The organism is Methylomonas sp. AM2-LC (assembly GCF_039904985.1).
Lineage (GTDB): Bacteria > Pseudomonadota > Gammaproteobacteria > Methylococcales > Methylomonadaceae > Methylomonas.
This window is the reverse complement of sequence record NZ_CP157005.1, coordinates 4,844,824-4,860,705: the sequence shown is the minus strand read 5'-3', so window position 1 is coordinate 4,860,705 and position 15,882 is coordinate 4,844,824. Positions and strand designations below refer to the sequence as shown.

Genomic DNA, 15,882 nt, shown 5'->3' with positions numbered 1-15,882 from the left:
TTTTTCAAGCTTCTCACAAAGAGACGTTTTATCTGAACCGCTACACACCTTTAGTTCCGCCTGCTTCCGTTAAAGAACGCCGGGGCAAAAAGGGTCTTTTATCTTCCCTGTACGGAAAATTCTCTTCGGAAACGGTAAATACCGGCGTTGCATTGGAACGCAGGAACGATTGACACCCACCGTCTAGAAAGGAATTCCAAATGATCTCGCTTGAGCGCGGCGAGTATTAAAACGCGCATTGATCCTTGTTCATCACACATATCTGCCGGGCGTATGGCCTGCGCAAATTCGCTCAACTATCGTGAGAATGTGTCCTGTGTGAAAAAGAGGGTTTGGGCGGGAGTTCCCTGCTCACGATAAAGAAACTATTTTGGACAACTCCCGCCTTCTCTCAAAGCGATTTCGTAGAGACCTCTTTGAGAGAGGGCAAACAATACGCTGGGAATAGGAGGAATGGTAATGGCAAAGGTAAAGGTAAAGGGCGAAACTTCATACAGCCGCAACTACAGCATCGGCAGCCGGGACATGGCGATCGCCGGTCAGAAGGTAGTCGAGCAACGCTTTCACGGCGGATTTCAGTCAAAGCGCGATATTGGTCAGCGCTGGGCCTATTTCTGCAAATGGGCCGAGCCGCAGGGCATCAAACGCATGGAGAAAATCAGCAAGGAACTGGTGATTGAATATGGCCAAGCGCTGCAGCAAGAATTGGATGCCGGCGAACGCAAATCGCCATCTTCGCCAAAGAATTATGTCAGCGCGGTGAACACTGTGATGCGGCTCGCCACCCAAGGCGAATGGAAAACCGTCAAGCCGGGGAAAGATTGCGGGATTCAAGCCAGGTCGTATATTCCAACAGAAAGCAAAGCCATGAGCATGGCAACCCACCAAACAGCACAGCGTGCAGTCGATGACAGAATTTCCAGTTTATTGGGTTTACAACGCGCATTCGGTTTGCGATTCAAAGAAAGCTGTCTTCTCAATCCTAAACTGGCGCTTAAAGAAGCGCTTAAGGACGGTCGCATTACCCTTCGCGCCGGCACAAAAGGCGGAAAGCTACGCCGCGTTCCCTGCCGACCCTGTGGAATAACAGCACTTGAACAAGCAATAGCTGTCCAGGATGGAAGATCGCTTATTCCAAAAAACATCTCCTATGCGGATTTCCAAAAAGCCTGTTACGAACAAGCGCGTCTCGCCGAGATCGGTTTTCATAGTGAACGCCATTTTTATGCTCAAGACCGCTATCGTGAAATAACCGGCGCACCGTCGCCGGTAGAAGCAGGCTGGTCAAGAAAGGAAAGAATTTTTCAATTAGCGCTCTATCTGAACATTAGCGAGGAAGAAGCCCAAAAAATAGATGCCGTGGCCCGATTACAAATCTCGCTTGAATTAGGCCATCACCGCGTGGAGATAAGCAATGCGTACCTTGGCTAAACAAGCAGAGAAATTCTTTATGGATTATGTGCGCGGCGGCGGCAAACAGAATAGAAAAAAGCAGGTTGTCAGAATTATTGAATTTCTTGACTGGATAGAATCCACTGAGAAAGTGATATCTCTGCACGGGATTGGAAAAAATCACGTCATCGGTTTCTGGAAATCACACCGGGATTTATCCGATGCAACGGCCTACAAATATTGGCTTGGGCTTTGCAAGCTTTGGGAATGGCTGGGTAAACATGAAGAACTACCCAAACCGTTTAAACAAGGCGTTGAGCCGGAAATCAAAAAATCAGCAGAATATCCAGTTATTCCTGAACTTTCAGTTGCGATTAAAACGGTTCGTGAAAAACGGGGATTATCCATTCAAAAACTTGCGAACTTGACTTGTTGCGAGCCTTGCTTAATTGCAGCAATCGAATCCGGAAAATTAGATTTTTCATTTATGGATATTGATCTTCTTTATAAAGAAACTGGACATTCAATTTACTTATTAAACAGCGACATAACATCATTAATCATATGGGGTTATTAAAATGATAAAAAAACTATTTAATTTTAAAACTAAACCAGGCAAAAACAAAATCGATAAAGCCTTAAATAAATCCATGCCAATTAGCAATGACGAGATATTTAAGTGGACATCAGAGCGCAATAAAACAATACACGCTTTTCCAATAGAATTTATTATCAACCATGAGACAAATGCCGAATTAATTAAAGAAATAAAAATGGCAACTGGCATGGCAGGTTCGCACAATAAAGATAAAGCGGAAGTCATGCTTATGCGGCCAATCCGGCAGCTTGTTAATTTGATACACTTATTACCGGCATCGGAATTCGAGCATTTCAATCATCCATGCGGATTATTTACATTATGTCTGGAAGCTTCCTTACGATCTATCCATCGTGCAAATCGTCGGATATTAACCCGCGTCACACCCGAAATCAGGCGAGAAAATGAAGATTTATGGACTTATGCTGCATTTCTAAACGGGTTGTTTAGTGAGGCCATTGCGACAATATCGAATTTAACTGTATTTGGTGAAGATAACTTAATCAAATGGCGACCAACAAAAGAGCCACTAGCCCAATGGCTTTGCCGAAATAATCATAAGCAATACCGTATACACTGGAAATATAGGCCCGATTTCTTTTTGGCTTATACTCTAGCTGACAATATTATCGATGGCGAACAGTTGCAAATGTTGCAAGAAGGCGTGGCGGAACCGGCAATATCAAGCACTTTGGTCAACGCGCTACACAACCCGGCCAACCTTAAAAACCCACTCACTAAAATCAATTCACAAGTGGTTATAAGTCTTAAGGCCCGAAATATGAAAGATCATCAAAATCAACCGCTAGCGGGCAGACATCTTGTATATTGGCTGACCAATGCCCTGGAAGCACTATTAAAAAGTATAATCTGGGTGGCTAAAGAAGAGTTCAGCCCTATCTGGGGTGGCGATGATGGCGTTTTTCTGGTTTGGCCGTTGGCCGCCAAAAATATCAATTCCACCCTAAGGGATATGGATTGCCCCTACATACCGGACACTCAGGAAAAACTGGCTGAAATCCTGCTGGACGTTGGAATAATAGAAAGTAATGAGATGAACGAGTATCTGTTCGACATAGCTATTCCTGTTGCCGATAGTCCTGAGAAAAAGTACCTTAAAGCGGTGAAGGCTTCGCGTACTGTCAATTTGCTTTTTGCTGGGCGGTATAAAGCACTGCAAGGGAATGTACAATGCTAACGATGGGTAAACCATTTTGCAAATGTCGTCGCTAAAAGTTGGATAGGCTGATTAGCTGGAAAAGTTATTAGTAGTACCACTGGTGTCGGGTTAAAGGGGTTTTTCTCTAATCATGAGGGTGTAAATAATTTTGTTGGCTGACGCCAAAGCTTTATAAAGATAATGAGGCTCTAAAACGGCGTCTTTCGTACCCACAGGCAACTCAAAATGCACATACTATAGGGGATCGTCAAAGAAACTTACAATTACGGTCATGCTAGACAAAACGCCAAGCGTAAGCGTATTCACGCCTCCAAGCTTAAAAGCCTTTCAATCCATTGAAGTCAATATCTTTAGAGATTTTCTGCATAACACTTATGATGAATTGCTTTCGCTATCTAATACGGTAAAACTTTGGGACTGTATACCAAAATATTCGCTGTCCCAAGTCGAACAAAACCGCATGCGGTCAAAAGATGGTCAATTGCCGGTATATCGTAAAGAATTTAGATTCATGGACTGTGATTACTGCATTTTGATTACCCCGGCATTTTTAAGCATTGAAGATGGACGCGCTTATTTTCCCAGCGCAAATGAAGAACTCGTCGAAGATGCTCTTAGAAAAATGGCAACTCTGCAAAATCAATGCTTTTTTGACAAAGAGAAAGCTAGTTGCGGAATTACTTTCACCCTCCACCAATTGCGGACAGAGCTTAAAAAGCAAGGACACTCCCGCTCATACCAGGAAGTTGTCAAATCGCTGCTTATTCTGGCCAGGTCCGATATTGAAATTTATGCCAAAAACTCGGGTGGTCAGGGCTTTTCAATCGAAAAATTTATACGCATTTCCAGTTTTTCGAGTAATACGGAACTCGATAACTCTGAGTCTAGGTGGGTAGCGTTCTTTCATCCCCTCGTGTACAAAGCGATGAACGATATCGAATACCGGCAATTTAATTACCGGCAAATGATGCAGCTAAAAACCCACTTGGCGCGTTGGCTCTATAAACGACTAGCCTACTACTACACCAATGCGGCGCACACCGTGCCAATAAAGTTATCGTTAGCACACATACGCGAAGAAAGTGGGATGCTGGAGCGGTCGCGCAGTAATGATGCCATCAAAGAATTGGAGGCGGTTTTTGAAGTTTTCATGACTATCAAGGTTTTTAATTCCTTTAAACGTATCAAGGATATTAGAGGGGAGCGGAATAAAGTGATCGACATCATTTATGAGGCGCATCCACACAGCGATTTCATCAAAAGTGTCAAGGCGGCCAATAAAAGGCAATCAGATGGTCGGGAAAAACGGCAACAAAAAACGGTAGGTTTAACCCGTCAGTTACGGTAGGAATAACCCTCAACTATCGGTAGGTATAGGCCGCAGAAACAAAATTTGTGGCATTTTCTTTGAATTTGCCGCTCAATAACGGTAGGTATAATCCGCAGGTTGGCAATTTGGCAGTAGGTTTAACCCGCAACTCACCCAAAAAGCGGTAGGTTTAATCCGCAGGTGGCGAAAATTTCGGTAGGTATAAGCCGCAACTGAATTGGCAAAGTAGGTATAGCCCGCAGCAGTCGGTAGGTATGATCCGCATATGGCTCTTTAAATCATTGAAAAGCTAATAAGAAATTCGCCTTTCCTTCTTATCCTTTCTTTAATCCTTTTATTCCGTGTCTAATTGGAATTTCTTGTCATTTATCATAACTTTTTAAACGCCTTGCCAGTTGACCATGCCGATAGGCATTGATAGACTGGTTTCGACTTCTTGGTTTAATATTGACAGAACGTCGCTCTGCCCAGCCCTCCCAATTTAACGCCAGCAGTATTGGAGCAATACCGCCATGGATTACAAAGTAGTATTTGACGTAGCATCTGCTGGTTACAAAAGTTGGGACTTTCCGGCTCACGGTCTTATTCTTGTTGGAGTTGGTGTAATACTGATCTCTTTTAGAAAAAGATTACCTGGTTGGTGGGGAAAGCATCCGCGTGTAAGCAACGTTTTTACATTTTTCTACTTCGGATTTGCGGTCTTTTGGACTTTGATATCGTTTTTTTCAACCTACCACAACTATACATCTCTCGCAGAAGCAGAAAAGGCCAATAGTGTTTCTGTTGTCGAGGGGGTTGTAACTAACTTTAAGCCAATGCCTGTAACTGGGCACACTATGGAAAAATTTTGCGTTTCAGGAGCATGCTTTGAATATTCGGATTACGTAATTACTGGTGGTTTCAATAACACGAGTTCACACGGTGGCCCCATACGAGAGGGATTGCCAGTTCGAGTCACATATGTGCGCAATGCCATTATTAAGCTAGAGGTTGTCAAGTGAATACATCTAACTCTGCGAGCGCGGAACTGCCCATAAGCTAGTTGTTTCTCAGTTTTACGCTGATTGCTGATCAGGAGGTTTAAGCTGACATTAATTTTAGCGCATAGGGAGGCATGGAACACTGAAGTCAATGTGATAATGCTCATCATGCCTAACCCAAGGTTTTTTCGTAGAAAAAGCCATTACTTCACTCAAGCCTTTGGCTTCTGGAACCTTAAATAGTTGTTTCTGTAGCTCATTGTCAAAGATAACACGCCAGATTTTTACGCCATTTTTATCTGCCGAAGCTTTCAAAGCCCAAAGATGCAAAGCCATTGCGCCATAATCAATTTTTAAACCTTTGTATTCGCCTGCACCAACAAACTCGATGTCATAGCCAAATTTGTTTAAAATAGAAGTTGGCAGCTTCACGGAAATGCCTTCACTATCTACGACAGGAACAAAGAAGTCCACAGACAGCCCGTTTTGATGCGTTTTATGAGGTCTAAACTTGCCGCCTTCTTTATAACCAGACTCCCCATAGACATAAACCTTTGATGGCGCCTGAGTTTCAAGCATTGCATAAGCATCTATAACAACCTTATAGATCATGCTATGCACATAATTTCTACCTATCATTACACCAATATCGCTGTATGCAGAATAGTTCTTTCCACTAGCGGGCAGCTGCCAACCGTTTTCAAGACTTCCATTATCCAGACTTCCGAAGCAAATACTTTCTTCAGCCGCATTGGCCACCACAGAAAATAGCAATAGCGCTAGAAGACCTGATCGATACATGCTTTTTATTATGAACAAATGATTGGATTATTTTTTATATCATGCGCGATTGATTCAGCATAGGCAATAGACCGCCTGGTTTCTAGCAATAATCAGGTGAACATGAAACGGGGTGGCCCAGAATTCGCTACGCTTAAAAACCGACTCTCTCATTACTTGCCAATTGCCAGCGTTGGCAATCATTTGGCTTCCATGTCAGCAAAAGAAGTAATTTTCCGCATCCTTTCAATTAGCATTTTTATTTTCAATACCGGAAAATTATTCAAAATTCCTGGCTTGTATGCGCTTGCATTTTGAAAAAGTTATTAAATAATGATTTTTAGCAATAGGACATCTGCGGATGTCAAACACTATGGTTATTCTACATGGCACGTATCGTAACGCACGAAGAACTTAAAGCCGCAACCGGCTATGACAATAACGCATCCCTTGAAAAATGTTTGCGCAGTCAAAAAGTTCCAGTGTTATACGGTAAGGATGGTCATGTTTTTACAACCATGGATGCTATTAATAACGCCCTTGGCTTAAACGCCAATGATCAGAACCAAGAAAAAATAGAGTTTATTAGATGAAAAAACGTGGCCGTACACGATCTAGTGACAATTTTCCCTCCCATATCAAGGATCCTTCCAAGCTTCCTTCTCATACCTGGTTTAATAAATCCGGCGCTGGCAAATGGATGCTGGATTTCTATGATGCCGCCGCCGGAAAATGGCGATCAAAGCGTATTGCTGGGCCTTTGGCAACCATGGCGGAAATTTGGCAAGCCTTCGATGCGCAAGAGGCAAAATCCGAAACGACTTTCAAGAGCCTGTCCCTCGATTTTCAAAATTCCTTAGCCTGGCGAGATTTGGCTCGTTCGACACAGGACGATTATCTGGGCTGTCACGAAAAGATCATTAACTGCAAAACCGCATCCGGATCATTCGGCGACCAGCCGGTATCGAAATGGTCTGTTGGCACAGTTCGCAGTTATCGGGATTTTAGAGCCGAAGAATCCAGAAGCCGGGCAAATAAGGAGTTATCCTATATCAAGCGAGTCTTCTCATGGGCATACGAATATGAAAAAGTTAAGGACAATCCTGCCAAGGGCATCAAAAAATTAACCGTTGCAGCACGTAAACATTATGCTGAGGATGATGATTACAATTTCTTGCTGCAGGTTGCCAAGGATTCAAATTATTGGTACATGCCTATTGCAATGGAAATTGCCTATCTCTGCCGGATGCGGCTTGCTGAGGTGGTTGATTTGACAGATGCCGACGAACGGCCAGAAGGTTTGTATATCCGCAGAAGAAAAGGCTCTAAAGACAATATAACCGAATGGAACCCACGCTTAGAAAACGCCTGGAAAGCAGCCAAGGATATGCGCAGTAAAATCCTGGCGGAAAAGCGCATACCACCCAGAATCAAACCTGAAGAACGGCCAATTTTTATTAGCGAAAGAACGGGGGATAGATTGGTTGTTTCGTCGTTAAAAACCGCAAAGGCGCGAATCGATCAACAAGCGATCAAGAAAGCCAATGAACTAGGAATCGAGTTTAATCACTTCACTTTTCATGATTTGAAACGAAAAGGCGTAACGGATACGACTGGAAATAAGCAAGAAGCCAGCGGACATCGTAATGCCAGCATGCTGAATATTTATGATGTTAAACCAAGTTTAGTGAGACCTGCCGGTGAATGATTTCCCACCAGATTTCCCACCAGCGAGAGGGGAAAGCGCTTTAAATGCACTCTAAGTTATTGATTTTGGTGGGGTGAACGATGGGGCTCGAACCCACGACAACCGGAATCACAATCTGAGCGTCTATTTCAGATTGCCTATATAAAAATTAATAACTTACATGTTTTTTCTGTCTAACTATTAGTCTAATATTTACCCTTTTATATCAATTAGTTATGTTTTTATCAAAAAATAAGTTAGACAGCAAATTTTCAATCTGAGCACCGGACTTTTCTAAACCAGCCAATTTCTTCGAGCCTGCCAACTGCTTATCCCTTACGTATTTTAGACGTGGCCATCCTAAATAACAAAGTTTTACAAACAGCTAAAACAAAGTTATATTACAAGGCAATAACAAAGTTTTACAAGCCTGAAAAACAAAGTTGATGAGCGCATGGCAAGTCCAAACAAAAAACTAGCAGAGGCACTACGAGCGCTAAAGCGCTTACAGGTAAAGCAACACTGCGCCATCGAATCCGGTGACCTCAAAGACGCGCATCGCTTGATTTTAGTTGAGGAGGGATTTCTTCGGCCGGTTATGAAGGGATGGTATGTCTGCTCCAGTCCCGGAGATCAAAAAGTCGACACCACAGCCTGGTACGCAAGCTTTTGGCCCTTTCTGTCGGGCTATCTCAAAAAACGCTTCGGCAAACGCTATTGTTTAAATGTGGATGTATCCCTGCTAATCCATACCCAAAGCACCATCATTCCCAAGCAGGTCACTGTCATTACCAAGGAAGGCGGGACTTCTGTTCTCAACCTGCCCCATGGTAATTCGTTATTGATCTACTCAGATCCCAAAAACCTCCGCAGCACCAGGGTCGATGTGAACGGATTGCAGGCGCTATCTTTGCCCGAAACATTATGTAGACTGGGGCCACAGTCTTTCAGGAATAATCCACGAGAAGCTGAGATTGGCCTTAACATGATACGAGACCTTGGGGAATTGCTGGCCGTCTTGCTCACTGAAGAAGGCATGACGGCCTCTGCTGGAAGGTTAGCGGGTGCCTTTCGATTTATCGGTCGTTCTGAGGATGCAGATCGTATTTTGCAGACCATGAAACTCAGTAAATATGATGTCAGGGAGTCCAATCCGTTTGAAATTTCGATCCCCACGATCACTCTTAATAGAGAACGATCTCCCTATTCAATGCGCCTGGTATCAATGTGGGCGGGTTGGCGCGATGCTGTTTTGGACAATTTCCCCAAAGCGCCCGGACTATGCCATTCCGCTGAGAATTACCTATCCAGTGTGGATGAGCGATATGTGGCGGATGCTTACAATTCGCTCTCGATAGAAGGCTATAAGGTTACCGATGAACTTATAGAAAGGGTTGCTAAACAAGGCTGGAATCCAGATGCCATCCAGCAAGACCAAAAGGATCGCGACACGCTAGCTGCTCGCGGTTACTATCAAGCATTTCAGGCCGTTAAACTGAGCATTACAGAAATTCTGACGGGAAAAAATGCCGGACAGATTGTTAGAAGCGCTCATCATCGCTGGCACGGCGAGCTTTTCGCACCTGCAGTAACTGCCGGCATACTCGAGCCCTATCAACTGGCAGGTTACCGCAACGGTCCGGTCTATATCCGAAATTCCATGCATACACCACTACCCCGCGAGGCATTGATAGATGCCATGGATACCTTATTCAATCTGCTAGAACAAGAACCGGAGCCCGCTGTTCGAGCGGTCCTGGGTCATCACCTGTTTGTATTCATTCATCCTTATTTTGACGGCAATGGTCGACTTGGGCGGTTCCTGATGAATGCGATGCTCGCATCGGGTGGATACCCCTGGACCATTATCAGGGTGGAACGTCGCGAAGCTTATCTTTATGCGCTGGAACGGGCCAGCGTTGACGGTGACATCGCTCCCTTAACACGGTTTATTGGTGACGAGGTCAAACAATAATTGTTGCCGACTATGGATTGAATCAATCAGATACGATTAAAATATTGATCGAAGGATTCGACAATTTGAATTCATTTAATTACGGTGTTATTCTTAAAATAGATTCAATAATCTTATTTTGTGAACATAGCAAAAACGTGAAAACCTTTCGGCAACCCTTTTATCAGACCATTGTGATATTGGTCATGTTAACGAGCTGGATATTTATGCTGGCATCGTCAACCTGCGTAATGCCAATTGCTATTCAAAGCCCTGTCATAAATACCGCTATGCCGGCTGACTGTGACGATGTGTCTCATCACATTGATCACCAAAAATCGCAGGCTGAGATCCAAAAGCTTAACTGCCTATTGAAACCCTGTCCAGATTCGAAACATAGTCCAGCAATCAGTACCAAAATCGCCAAGCTCGATATTCCTGTTTTTATTCTTTGCCTGATTGGGCTGAGTACTTTTTTATACAATCCAACCTCTTTTCGAGTTTTCCGTCGTTGGCAAAGCATCGATTTTGCCAACTCCATACCGATACGCTATCGGTTCTGTGTCCTTCTGAATTAGCCTGTCTTCGTTGATAACCACGCCTCTTAGGCGAATCTAAGCCTATGCCCAGCATAGCTTGGACCTTCAGTTGATCCGTTTCTCTGCCTCTCAATCTCAAGCGTGCGCCAGTCTTGATTGCACACTTGAGTATGCAAGAGCATTAACGTTCTGACTGATCAAGATTATTAACACAGCTTTCAATTGCAAACTTAAGGCGTGGTTCACGCTTATGTGCAAAAAATATTTTGGAGACAGATTATGAAATTATCAAAAGTACTATTATTAGCCACTTTGCCGATGGTATTGGCATTAAGCGGTTGCGCAACTACTGAAGAAAATGCTGCGGCTAGTTCAGTCGCCCCCGTTGCAGTAGCACCTGCCAGTCCTGCTGTTGCTACATCGGTTGCGACTCCAACGAATGCAGCACCAGAAGCAGTCCACGCAGAACATTGCGCCAACCATAAACCCGCTTTAGCGACGATAAAACACGATTGCGTAAAGCATTGCAAAAAAGCCAAAGGAAAAAAAGGCAAAGCTTGTATCGCTCATTGTGAACAGGAAGCAATCAGCGAGCACAATTGCGAAACACATTGCGCAGATCATCCGAACAGCAACGATCCGATTTGCGCCAAACATTGCGCCGATTCAACTGAGCACAGTGCACATTGCGCTCACCATGCCGGTAATGCGCATCAATGTTCAAAACAACATTGCGCACAACACGGTGGCGCAATGGAAGCTTGCTGCGGCGAAGAGCACAATTGCCAACAACACTGTGCTCAACACCCAGGTAGCAACGATCCTGCTTGCTTAAAACACTGCCAAGACCCGCAAAAACACAGCGAGCAATGCAGTCTCGGTCACTGCGAACAGCACGGTTGAGCTACTGATCGGTAATTAACTGACCCTTGCCATGCGTCGCCGGTGGCAAGGGTTTAAAGGAGTGATTGTGGTTTACGGCGGCTTTTATATCTTTCCTTCAAGTAAAATATTTTGGTTATGGTTAATTTGGATTGAAATTTAAGCCGACTAAAAAATCGCCATCGTTTTAACTGCCGTTTCCCAATTTTTCCGTAATGCGGATTGCTTGACGGAAATACTGATTCGATATTGGGCGTTCATCGATAGCAAAGAGGATCTGATTATTTGATTATGCATGGAAATTCCATCCACAAATGCTGTGGATAACCATGTGACAAAACTATGAATTCTTGCTCTAACCGGTTGGTTTTCGGCAGAAAGCGTTAAATTGCCTAATAATCCTAAAAAAATCAGTTGAGTTTGCTCCTGCCGACAAATCGGTGCATAACATCGCTAGAGTAACAGTAGTCTACAGGTGGAGTTTATATCCCACTACTCACCATATCAGGCGGCCTTAAAAGCGTTCCTTGCAAATATTTTTTCAGGGCTTCGCTCAAAATCCGGTACCAGCACTGCAAGGGTGTTAACTGCGGCGCATTTGTCTTGAGCACGGCAAAAAAATCGCTAACTCTCTGATAAGCTTGTCTGACATAAGACGCCCTGCCATGGGTGCTCGTTATGGTGAGTGTCTTTTGACCGGCATGGCTGGTTTGTTTGCCAACCCCATGCAGAAGCAAAGGTCTGGAGACAATGGCTTCATAATGCTTGTCCGGTTCCGCCAGCCTGACAAATAGGGACCACCAGTTATAAACCAGCGCAATCATCCGAGCGATCAATCGGCAAGGTTTGATTTTTTGCGTCACAAATCCGCCCCAGCCCCATTGGTTTTTGATTTCATCAAAGTTATTTTCGCAATCTGCCCGATCCCGGTAATGTTGAACAATGCTGACTACCTCGGCATCCAGCGAGGTCACTAAGACACTGTATTCGTAAGCAGCCATGTTTTCGGCGGGATCCAGCAGTGAAAGCTGCTCCGGCAGTGCCTTGCGCGAGTCCGGCGCCACGACGATGTTTCTGGATAACCGACGCCTCACCAGAACCACTCGACGCGACTGTTTCCAGGTGCTTAGTCTGAGTTCCGTCGATAGCGCTTCCCAACCATCCACGGTTCGCTCCCAGCCCGAACGGCAATGGTGTTGCAGAATGAGCTTTTTAACGTTGGCCGATTGCCGGAGTTTAAACAAGTAGTGCACGCCACGCTGCTCAGCTTCCGTCATGATGGCATCGCTACCCCAGTCACAATCGCCGCGAATAAACGCCGGCCAGTTTTCGCGGGGTATTTTTTCCAGTAAAGCCCATAACCCTGGCGCCGAATAGGCCGATGAACTTCGGTTGCCGGCTTGCACTTCAACATCCAGAATCAAGCGCAGGTTGGCAATCATATAGGTGTGATAGGTATGCGATGGCCGCCCCGGTTTATGTGGATTGTAGCCAACGACCGCCCCTTCTTGCTTGCCATATAAAGGCTTGACCGTGACATCGGTATCCAGTATCCACGGATGGCTAAGAAGAGGACCGTAGCAACGATATAAATGGTCTTGTAGCCAAGGGACGCCATCGTCCTCGTCGATTCTATTCAGCGCGCGTCGAGCGCAGTCATCACTCACGACTTTTGTCATGCCCAGCAATTTGGCGTTGACGCTATCGCCCATTAAACTGGTGATATGCGCATAGCGCGTATGTCCCGACAGAATCAACAGGAGTAACGATCCCAGTACATTGACTTTTTTCGGCGCATTATTGCTTTCATACTTCAACGGACATTGGGTTACCCAAGGCTCAAATAAGTGTCCGATTTTGAGATATTGGATGAAAAACGGTAATTGACCCAAAGGGGTGACTTGCGCCTGCGGATCCCATTCGACATGGATTTTTCCATCGAAGGTATCGGCTGTCAACGTGGCAAATTCTCGCTTCTTCAGGCTTAATTCTTTCTCACCCGTTGGGTGAGTGGATTTTTCAGGCAATATCATGACCAACCCCAGGGATTGCGGGAAAGTTAGATTATAAGGCTAAGTTCTAATGATTTTTTAAGGTTTATTGGTCAAACGCCAGAGAAGAAACCTGTACCCATCAGAAAAAACCAATGCGGCAATTGGTCACATTTTATTCTTAACTGAGGATTGGTAGAATTTTCCGCAGTGTTGCTTGTATGCGGAACACCTATCTTCACTCTCTTTAATCCGGCCATCCCCTTGAGCCGGATTTTTTTTGTCTGGTAATCTCTAATGACCGGATGTTCTCCGCGCAATTACGGAAAATCATTTACGCTTTTGTAATCACTTTGCCACTTATCGGATAATAGTTACAAATATATTTCAAAGCTTATCCTTTTGGCTGAAAATGTAGTTTTATTACAACCAACCGCTAAGATGGTGCTATGAAAAAGTGCAAAACTACTCGTTGGCATTCCTGACAAATCAAAAATACAGAAATCCTGCTCTTTGGTTGGAGTCATGGGCAGAATCAATTTCTGTGGGGAAACCGTAGTTTTAATAGATGTTTATGGACATTTGGATACACTCAAATTTGTTGTTCATATGGCTTATCTGCACTTTATAAATAAGGAATTGCTAATGAATATTTTAATTTCGATAACTATTTTATTACTTTCACATCTCACTAATATTGCCAATGCCGGCTCCCTGAATAATGGCGAATGGACACCCTCATCATGCGGGGAAGAACCTGCTGCTCCGGTAGTTGACGACAGGGATGTCGATGAATTTAATAAAAGTGTCAATGCGATTAATGACCGGCAACAACAAGCTAAAACATACTATGGCTGCCTGATTGAAGAAGCAAATAAAGATAATGGGGTTATTGCTGACAAAGCGAATCGAGAACAGTTGGACTACAAAAAATCATTTGAAACAATTAGTGCTTCAGTAGACGCCGCAAAGAAAAAACTGGATAAAAAATAACCAGAGGAGTTTCCTAAAACAACTGAATTACCTAGTCTTCGTGGTGAATTGATATCCAAATTTCATAAAATCGTATAATTTACTGCACAGTAAATAATCGGATTATCTGTTGGTAAATTTTATAATTTTACCTATTTTTTAAAATTTATAGCCTGAAAGATCGTGGGTTGGCAAGTACATGATGAGACGTAAAAATCCATCTATGGTAAATATAGCAATCCAAAGCAAGCCTTTTCCCAGACAGAGAGCATAAAACCTAAAAACTTCATTCCCCGAAAACCCATGCGCACAATCATCCATTCTCAATGAAGCTTGGCGAAACGGACATCTCAGCCATTGTCCTCGACCCAAAATCCCGTGAGGATATTCCTCAGTTATTACGCGGTCTGCAACACATCTACACAGAGCCGTCCTTGCGCGAGCGGGTCTTCGCTATCCTTGAGGAAGTTTTGCCTGAGCGGGTGGGCGCGGAAGGCAAAGCGAGTACAAAAACTGGCCGCCCCGGCATGGAACAGTGGAAGATTCTGGTTCTTGGGGTGTTACGATCAGGTCTGCCATCACTGTTTTTCTTTCGCTTCAGCGACCAAATCCAATAGCTTTTCTTTTTGTTCTAACAGGATATTTTTATCTGTCTCTACAGTCTTTGTCGTACTGTCGATAATGATTTGACGGTTTTTATACACTATAAAACCAGCAGCAACCCCTAAACCGAAGACTAATAATGGAGGTTTTGAAATTTTAAGCATGAGTTTTTCTCCTGACACGACAATCGCGGAAGCCAGCGTACCAGTCATCACCTGCTTGGCTATTGATGAATCATTTTGAGCACGGTATGTTTTTGGTTAAGGAGACATATGATTATTTGCTGGGTAAATTAATGGGCAGGCAAAGTATAACCAGGCAGGGATTTACTTCTACCGTTCATCAATATCCGATATGAGGGAGGTGAAGCGGGTGTGTTAGCTTTGCTGACTCTTGTCGATAGGTTCAGCCAATACCTTGGATAAATTCTCAATGTCTTGGTAAGGCGCCTGTTCCAGAAGTTCATAAATACGCCGCATGAGTCCTATTCGGCGTTGCTTGGCCCGGCGGAAGACCTCGCGATAATTTCCGCCAGTCTCGAAAGCTATGCTGGCATTGAGCATGGTGTCGCTCAGGCTCTTGATTTGTTGCGGGCTCAGATTTTTGAGTTGGCTGGTTAAACTCACGATTACTCCTATTTTTCCGAAAGAAAACGCAATCCGAATTGCATCAATATTTTCGGCCAGAGGGTCAATGCGGCAATTAGTCACATTTTAAATGGCTGTCGTAATTGATAGCCTATGTTTCAACGCTTGTATGCACAGCGCTACCTTTCTTCTCTCTAATCCGGCTTCGTGCCGGATTCTTTTTTTGGAAAGTTTTTCATCCCAATTTTGTGAGTCCTTGTTTTCATTTGCTCTCTGTGCTTGAGGTGGCTGGCTTGAACTAACCGAACTTGAGTAAGAGATCAAATTTTGCACAATGAAGGCAATGTTTTCTCGATTTCGGATGGGTATGCCTATTATTAGAGCCACTGATGAGCAGAGATTTTCAT

The 15,882-nt window shown here is 44.1% G+C and carries 15 protein-coding genes and 1 pseudogene; 12 read left to right on the top strand and 4 right to left on the bottom strand.

Features of this window, described 5'->3' with window-relative positions; genetic code table 11:
- The first annotated feature begins 459 nt into the window (after window positions 1–459).
- From ABH008_RS21870 to ABH008_RS21850, 5 genes are all read left to right on the top strand, one after another.
- A complete protein-coding gene (locus tag ABH008_RS21870; protein ID WP_347987725.1) occupies window positions 460–1,431 on the top strand; it encodes an integrase domain-containing protein in 972 nt (323 codons plus the stop codon).
- Complete coding sequence (locus ABH008_RS21865; protein WP_347987724.1) at window positions 1,415–1,969, top strand: hypothetical protein; 555 nt, start codon at window positions 1,415–1,417, stop codon at window positions 1,967–1,969. The genes ABH008_RS21870 and ABH008_RS21865 overlap by 17 nt, the downstream gene beginning before the upstream one ends.
- A 1-nt stretch (window position 1,970) precedes the next feature.
- Window positions 1,971–3,188 (top strand): TraI domain-containing protein, encoded by a 1,218-nt coding sequence (locus tag ABH008_RS21860; RefSeq protein ID WP_347987723.1) that lies wholly within the window; start codon window positions 1,971–1,973, stop codon window positions 3,186–3,188.
- A gap of 253 nt (window positions 3,189–3,441) precedes the next feature.
- Window positions 3,442–4,518 carry a hypothetical protein gene (locus tag ABH008_RS21855; protein WP_347987722.1) on the top strand — a complete coding sequence of 359 codons (1,077 nt, stop codon included), beginning with the start codon at window positions 3,442–3,444 and terminating at the stop codon, window positions 4,516–4,518.
- 494 nt (window positions 4,519–5,012) lie between these two features.
- Window positions 5,013–5,501 (top strand): hypothetical protein, encoded by a 489-nt coding sequence (locus tag ABH008_RS21850; RefSeq protein ID WP_347987721.1) that lies wholly within the window; start codon window positions 5,013–5,015, stop codon window positions 5,499–5,501.
- 96 nt (window positions 5,502–5,597) lie between these two features.
- Here the strand turns inward: ABH008_RS21850 and ABH008_RS21845 are convergent, their stop codons facing one another.
- Window positions 5,598–6,281 carry a penicillin-insensitive murein endopeptidase gene (locus tag ABH008_RS21845; protein WP_347987720.1) on the bottom strand — a complete coding sequence of 228 codons (684 nt, stop codon included), beginning with the start codon at window positions 6,279–6,281 and terminating at the stop codon, window positions 5,598–5,600.
- A gap of 365 nt (window positions 6,282–6,646) precedes the next feature.
- Here ABH008_RS21845 and ABH008_RS21840 point away from each other — a divergent pair, with 365 nt between their 5' ends.
- The 5 genes from ABH008_RS21840 to ABH008_RS21820 all read left to right on the top strand — a co-directional run bounded on the left by ABH008_RS21840 (window position 6,647) and on the right by ABH008_RS21820 (window position 11,343).
- The gene (locus ABH008_RS21840; RefSeq protein WP_347987719.1) at window positions 6,647–6,853 is read left to right on the top strand and encodes a hypothetical protein; all 207 of its coding nucleotides are present in this window, start codon (window positions 6,647–6,649) and stop codon (window positions 6,851–6,853) included.
- Complete coding sequence (locus tag ABH008_RS21835; protein WP_347987718.1) at window positions 6,850–7,968, top strand: tyrosine-type recombinase/integrase; 1,119 nt, start codon at window positions 6,850–6,852, stop codon at window positions 7,966–7,968. Before ABH008_RS21840 ends, ABH008_RS21835 begins: the two co-directional genes overlap by 4 nt.
- Before the next feature lie 433 nt (window positions 7,969–8,401).
- The gene (locus tag ABH008_RS21830; RefSeq protein ID WP_347987717.1) at window positions 8,402–9,922 is read left to right on the top strand and encodes a Fic family protein; all 1,521 of its coding nucleotides are present in this window, start codon (window positions 8,402–8,404) and stop codon (window positions 9,920–9,922) included.
- A gap of 206 nt (window positions 9,923–10,128) precedes the next feature.
- On the top strand, window positions 10,129–10,479 hold the full coding sequence (locus ABH008_RS21825; RefSeq protein WP_347987716.1) for a hypothetical protein: 351 nt from the start codon (window positions 10,129–10,131) through the stop codon (window positions 10,477–10,479).
- 240 nt (window positions 10,480–10,719) lie between these two features.
- Window positions 10,720–11,343: a hypothetical protein gene (locus tag ABH008_RS21820; protein WP_347987715.1), complete on the top strand. Its 624-nt coding sequence runs from the start codon at window positions 10,720–10,722 to the stop codon at window positions 11,341–11,343.
- A gap of 461 nt (window positions 11,344–11,804) precedes the next feature.
- Here ABH008_RS21820 and ABH008_RS21815 read toward each other — a convergent pair whose 3' ends face one another.
- Window positions 11,805–13,355, bottom strand: coding sequence for a transposase (locus ABH008_RS21815; protein WP_347987714.1), 1,551 nt, complete (start codon window positions 13,353–13,355; stop codon window positions 11,805–11,807).
- 483 nt (window positions 13,356–13,838) lie between these two features.
- Here ABH008_RS21815 and ABH008_RS21810 point away from each other — a divergent pair, with 483 nt between their 5' ends.
- Both ABH008_RS21810 and ABH008_RS21805 read left to right on the top strand, forming a co-directional pair.
- Entirely contained in the window at window positions 13,839–14,306 is a 468-nt protein-coding gene (locus ABH008_RS21810) for a hypothetical protein (protein ID WP_347987713.1), read from the top strand.
- A gap of 282 nt (window positions 14,307–14,588) precedes the next feature.
- Window positions 14,589–14,860 (top strand): annotated as a pseudogene (locus ABH008_RS21805) (ISNCY family transposase); the annotation flags it as partial.
- A gap of 3 nt (window positions 14,861–14,863) precedes the next feature.
- Here the strand turns inward: ABH008_RS21805 and ABH008_RS21800 are convergent.
- A complete protein-coding gene (locus tag ABH008_RS21800) occupies window positions 14,864–15,100 on the bottom strand; it encodes a hypothetical protein (RefSeq protein ID WP_347987712.1) in 237 nt (78 codons plus the stop codon).
- Between the two features lie 165 nt (window positions 15,101–15,265).
- Window positions 15,266–15,598, bottom strand: a complete 333-nt coding sequence (locus tag ABH008_RS21795; RefSeq protein WP_347987711.1) for a hypothetical protein — start codon at window positions 15,596–15,598, stop codon at window positions 15,266–15,268.
- Between the last annotated feature and the right edge of the window lie 284 nt (window positions 15,599–15,882).

Excerpts from the sequence above, each read along its gene's own strand:
- ABH008_RS21870 (WP_347987725.1), top strand. The coding sequence starts at position 460 with ATGGCAAAGGTAAAGGTAAAGGGCGAAACTTCATACAGCCGCAACTAC.
- ABH008_RS21865 (WP_347987724.1), top strand. The coding sequence starts at position 1,415 with ATGCGTACCTTGGCTAAACAAGCAGAGAAATTCTTTATGGATTATGTG.
- ABH008_RS21860 (WP_347987723.1), top strand. The coding sequence starts at position 1,971 with ATGATAAAAAAACTATTTAATTTTAAAACTAAACCAGGCAAAAACAAA.
- ABH008_RS21855 (WP_347987722.1), top strand. The coding sequence starts at position 3,442 with ATGCTAGACAAAACGCCAAGCGTAAGCGTATTCACGCCTCCAAGCTTA.
- ABH008_RS21850 (WP_347987721.1), top strand. The coding sequence starts at position 5,013 with ATGGATTACAAAGTAGTATTTGACGTAGCATCTGCTGGTTACAAAAGT.
- ABH008_RS21845 (WP_347987720.1), bottom strand. The coding sequence starts at position 6,281 with ATGTATCGATCAGGTCTTCTAGCGCTATTGCTATTTTCTGTGGTGGCC.
- ABH008_RS21840 (WP_347987719.1), top strand. The coding sequence starts at position 6,647 with ATGGCACGTATCGTAACGCACGAAGAACTTAAAGCCGCAACCGGCTAT.
- ABH008_RS21835 (WP_347987718.1), top strand. The coding sequence starts at position 6,850 with ATGAAAAAACGTGGCCGTACACGATCTAGTGACAATTTTCCCTCCCAT.
- ABH008_RS21830 (WP_347987717.1), top strand. The coding sequence starts at position 8,402 with ATGGCAAGTCCAAACAAAAAACTAGCAGAGGCACTACGAGCGCTAAAG.
- ABH008_RS21825 (WP_347987716.1), top strand. The coding sequence starts at position 10,129 with ATGCTGGCATCGTCAACCTGCGTAATGCCAATTGCTATTCAAAGCCCT.
- ABH008_RS21820 (WP_347987715.1), top strand. The coding sequence starts at position 10,720 with ATGAAATTATCAAAAGTACTATTATTAGCCACTTTGCCGATGGTATTG.
- ABH008_RS21815 (WP_347987714.1), bottom strand. The coding sequence starts at position 13,355 with ATGATATTGCCTGAAAAATCCACTCACCCAACGGGTGAGAAAGAATTA.
- ABH008_RS21810 (WP_347987713.1), top strand. The coding sequence starts at position 13,839 with ATGGGCAGAATCAATTTCTGTGGGGAAACCGTAGTTTTAATAGATGTT.
- ABH008_RS21800 (WP_347987712.1), bottom strand. The coding sequence starts at position 15,100 with ATGACTGGTACGCTGGCTTCCGCGATTGTCGTGTCAGGAGAAAAACTC.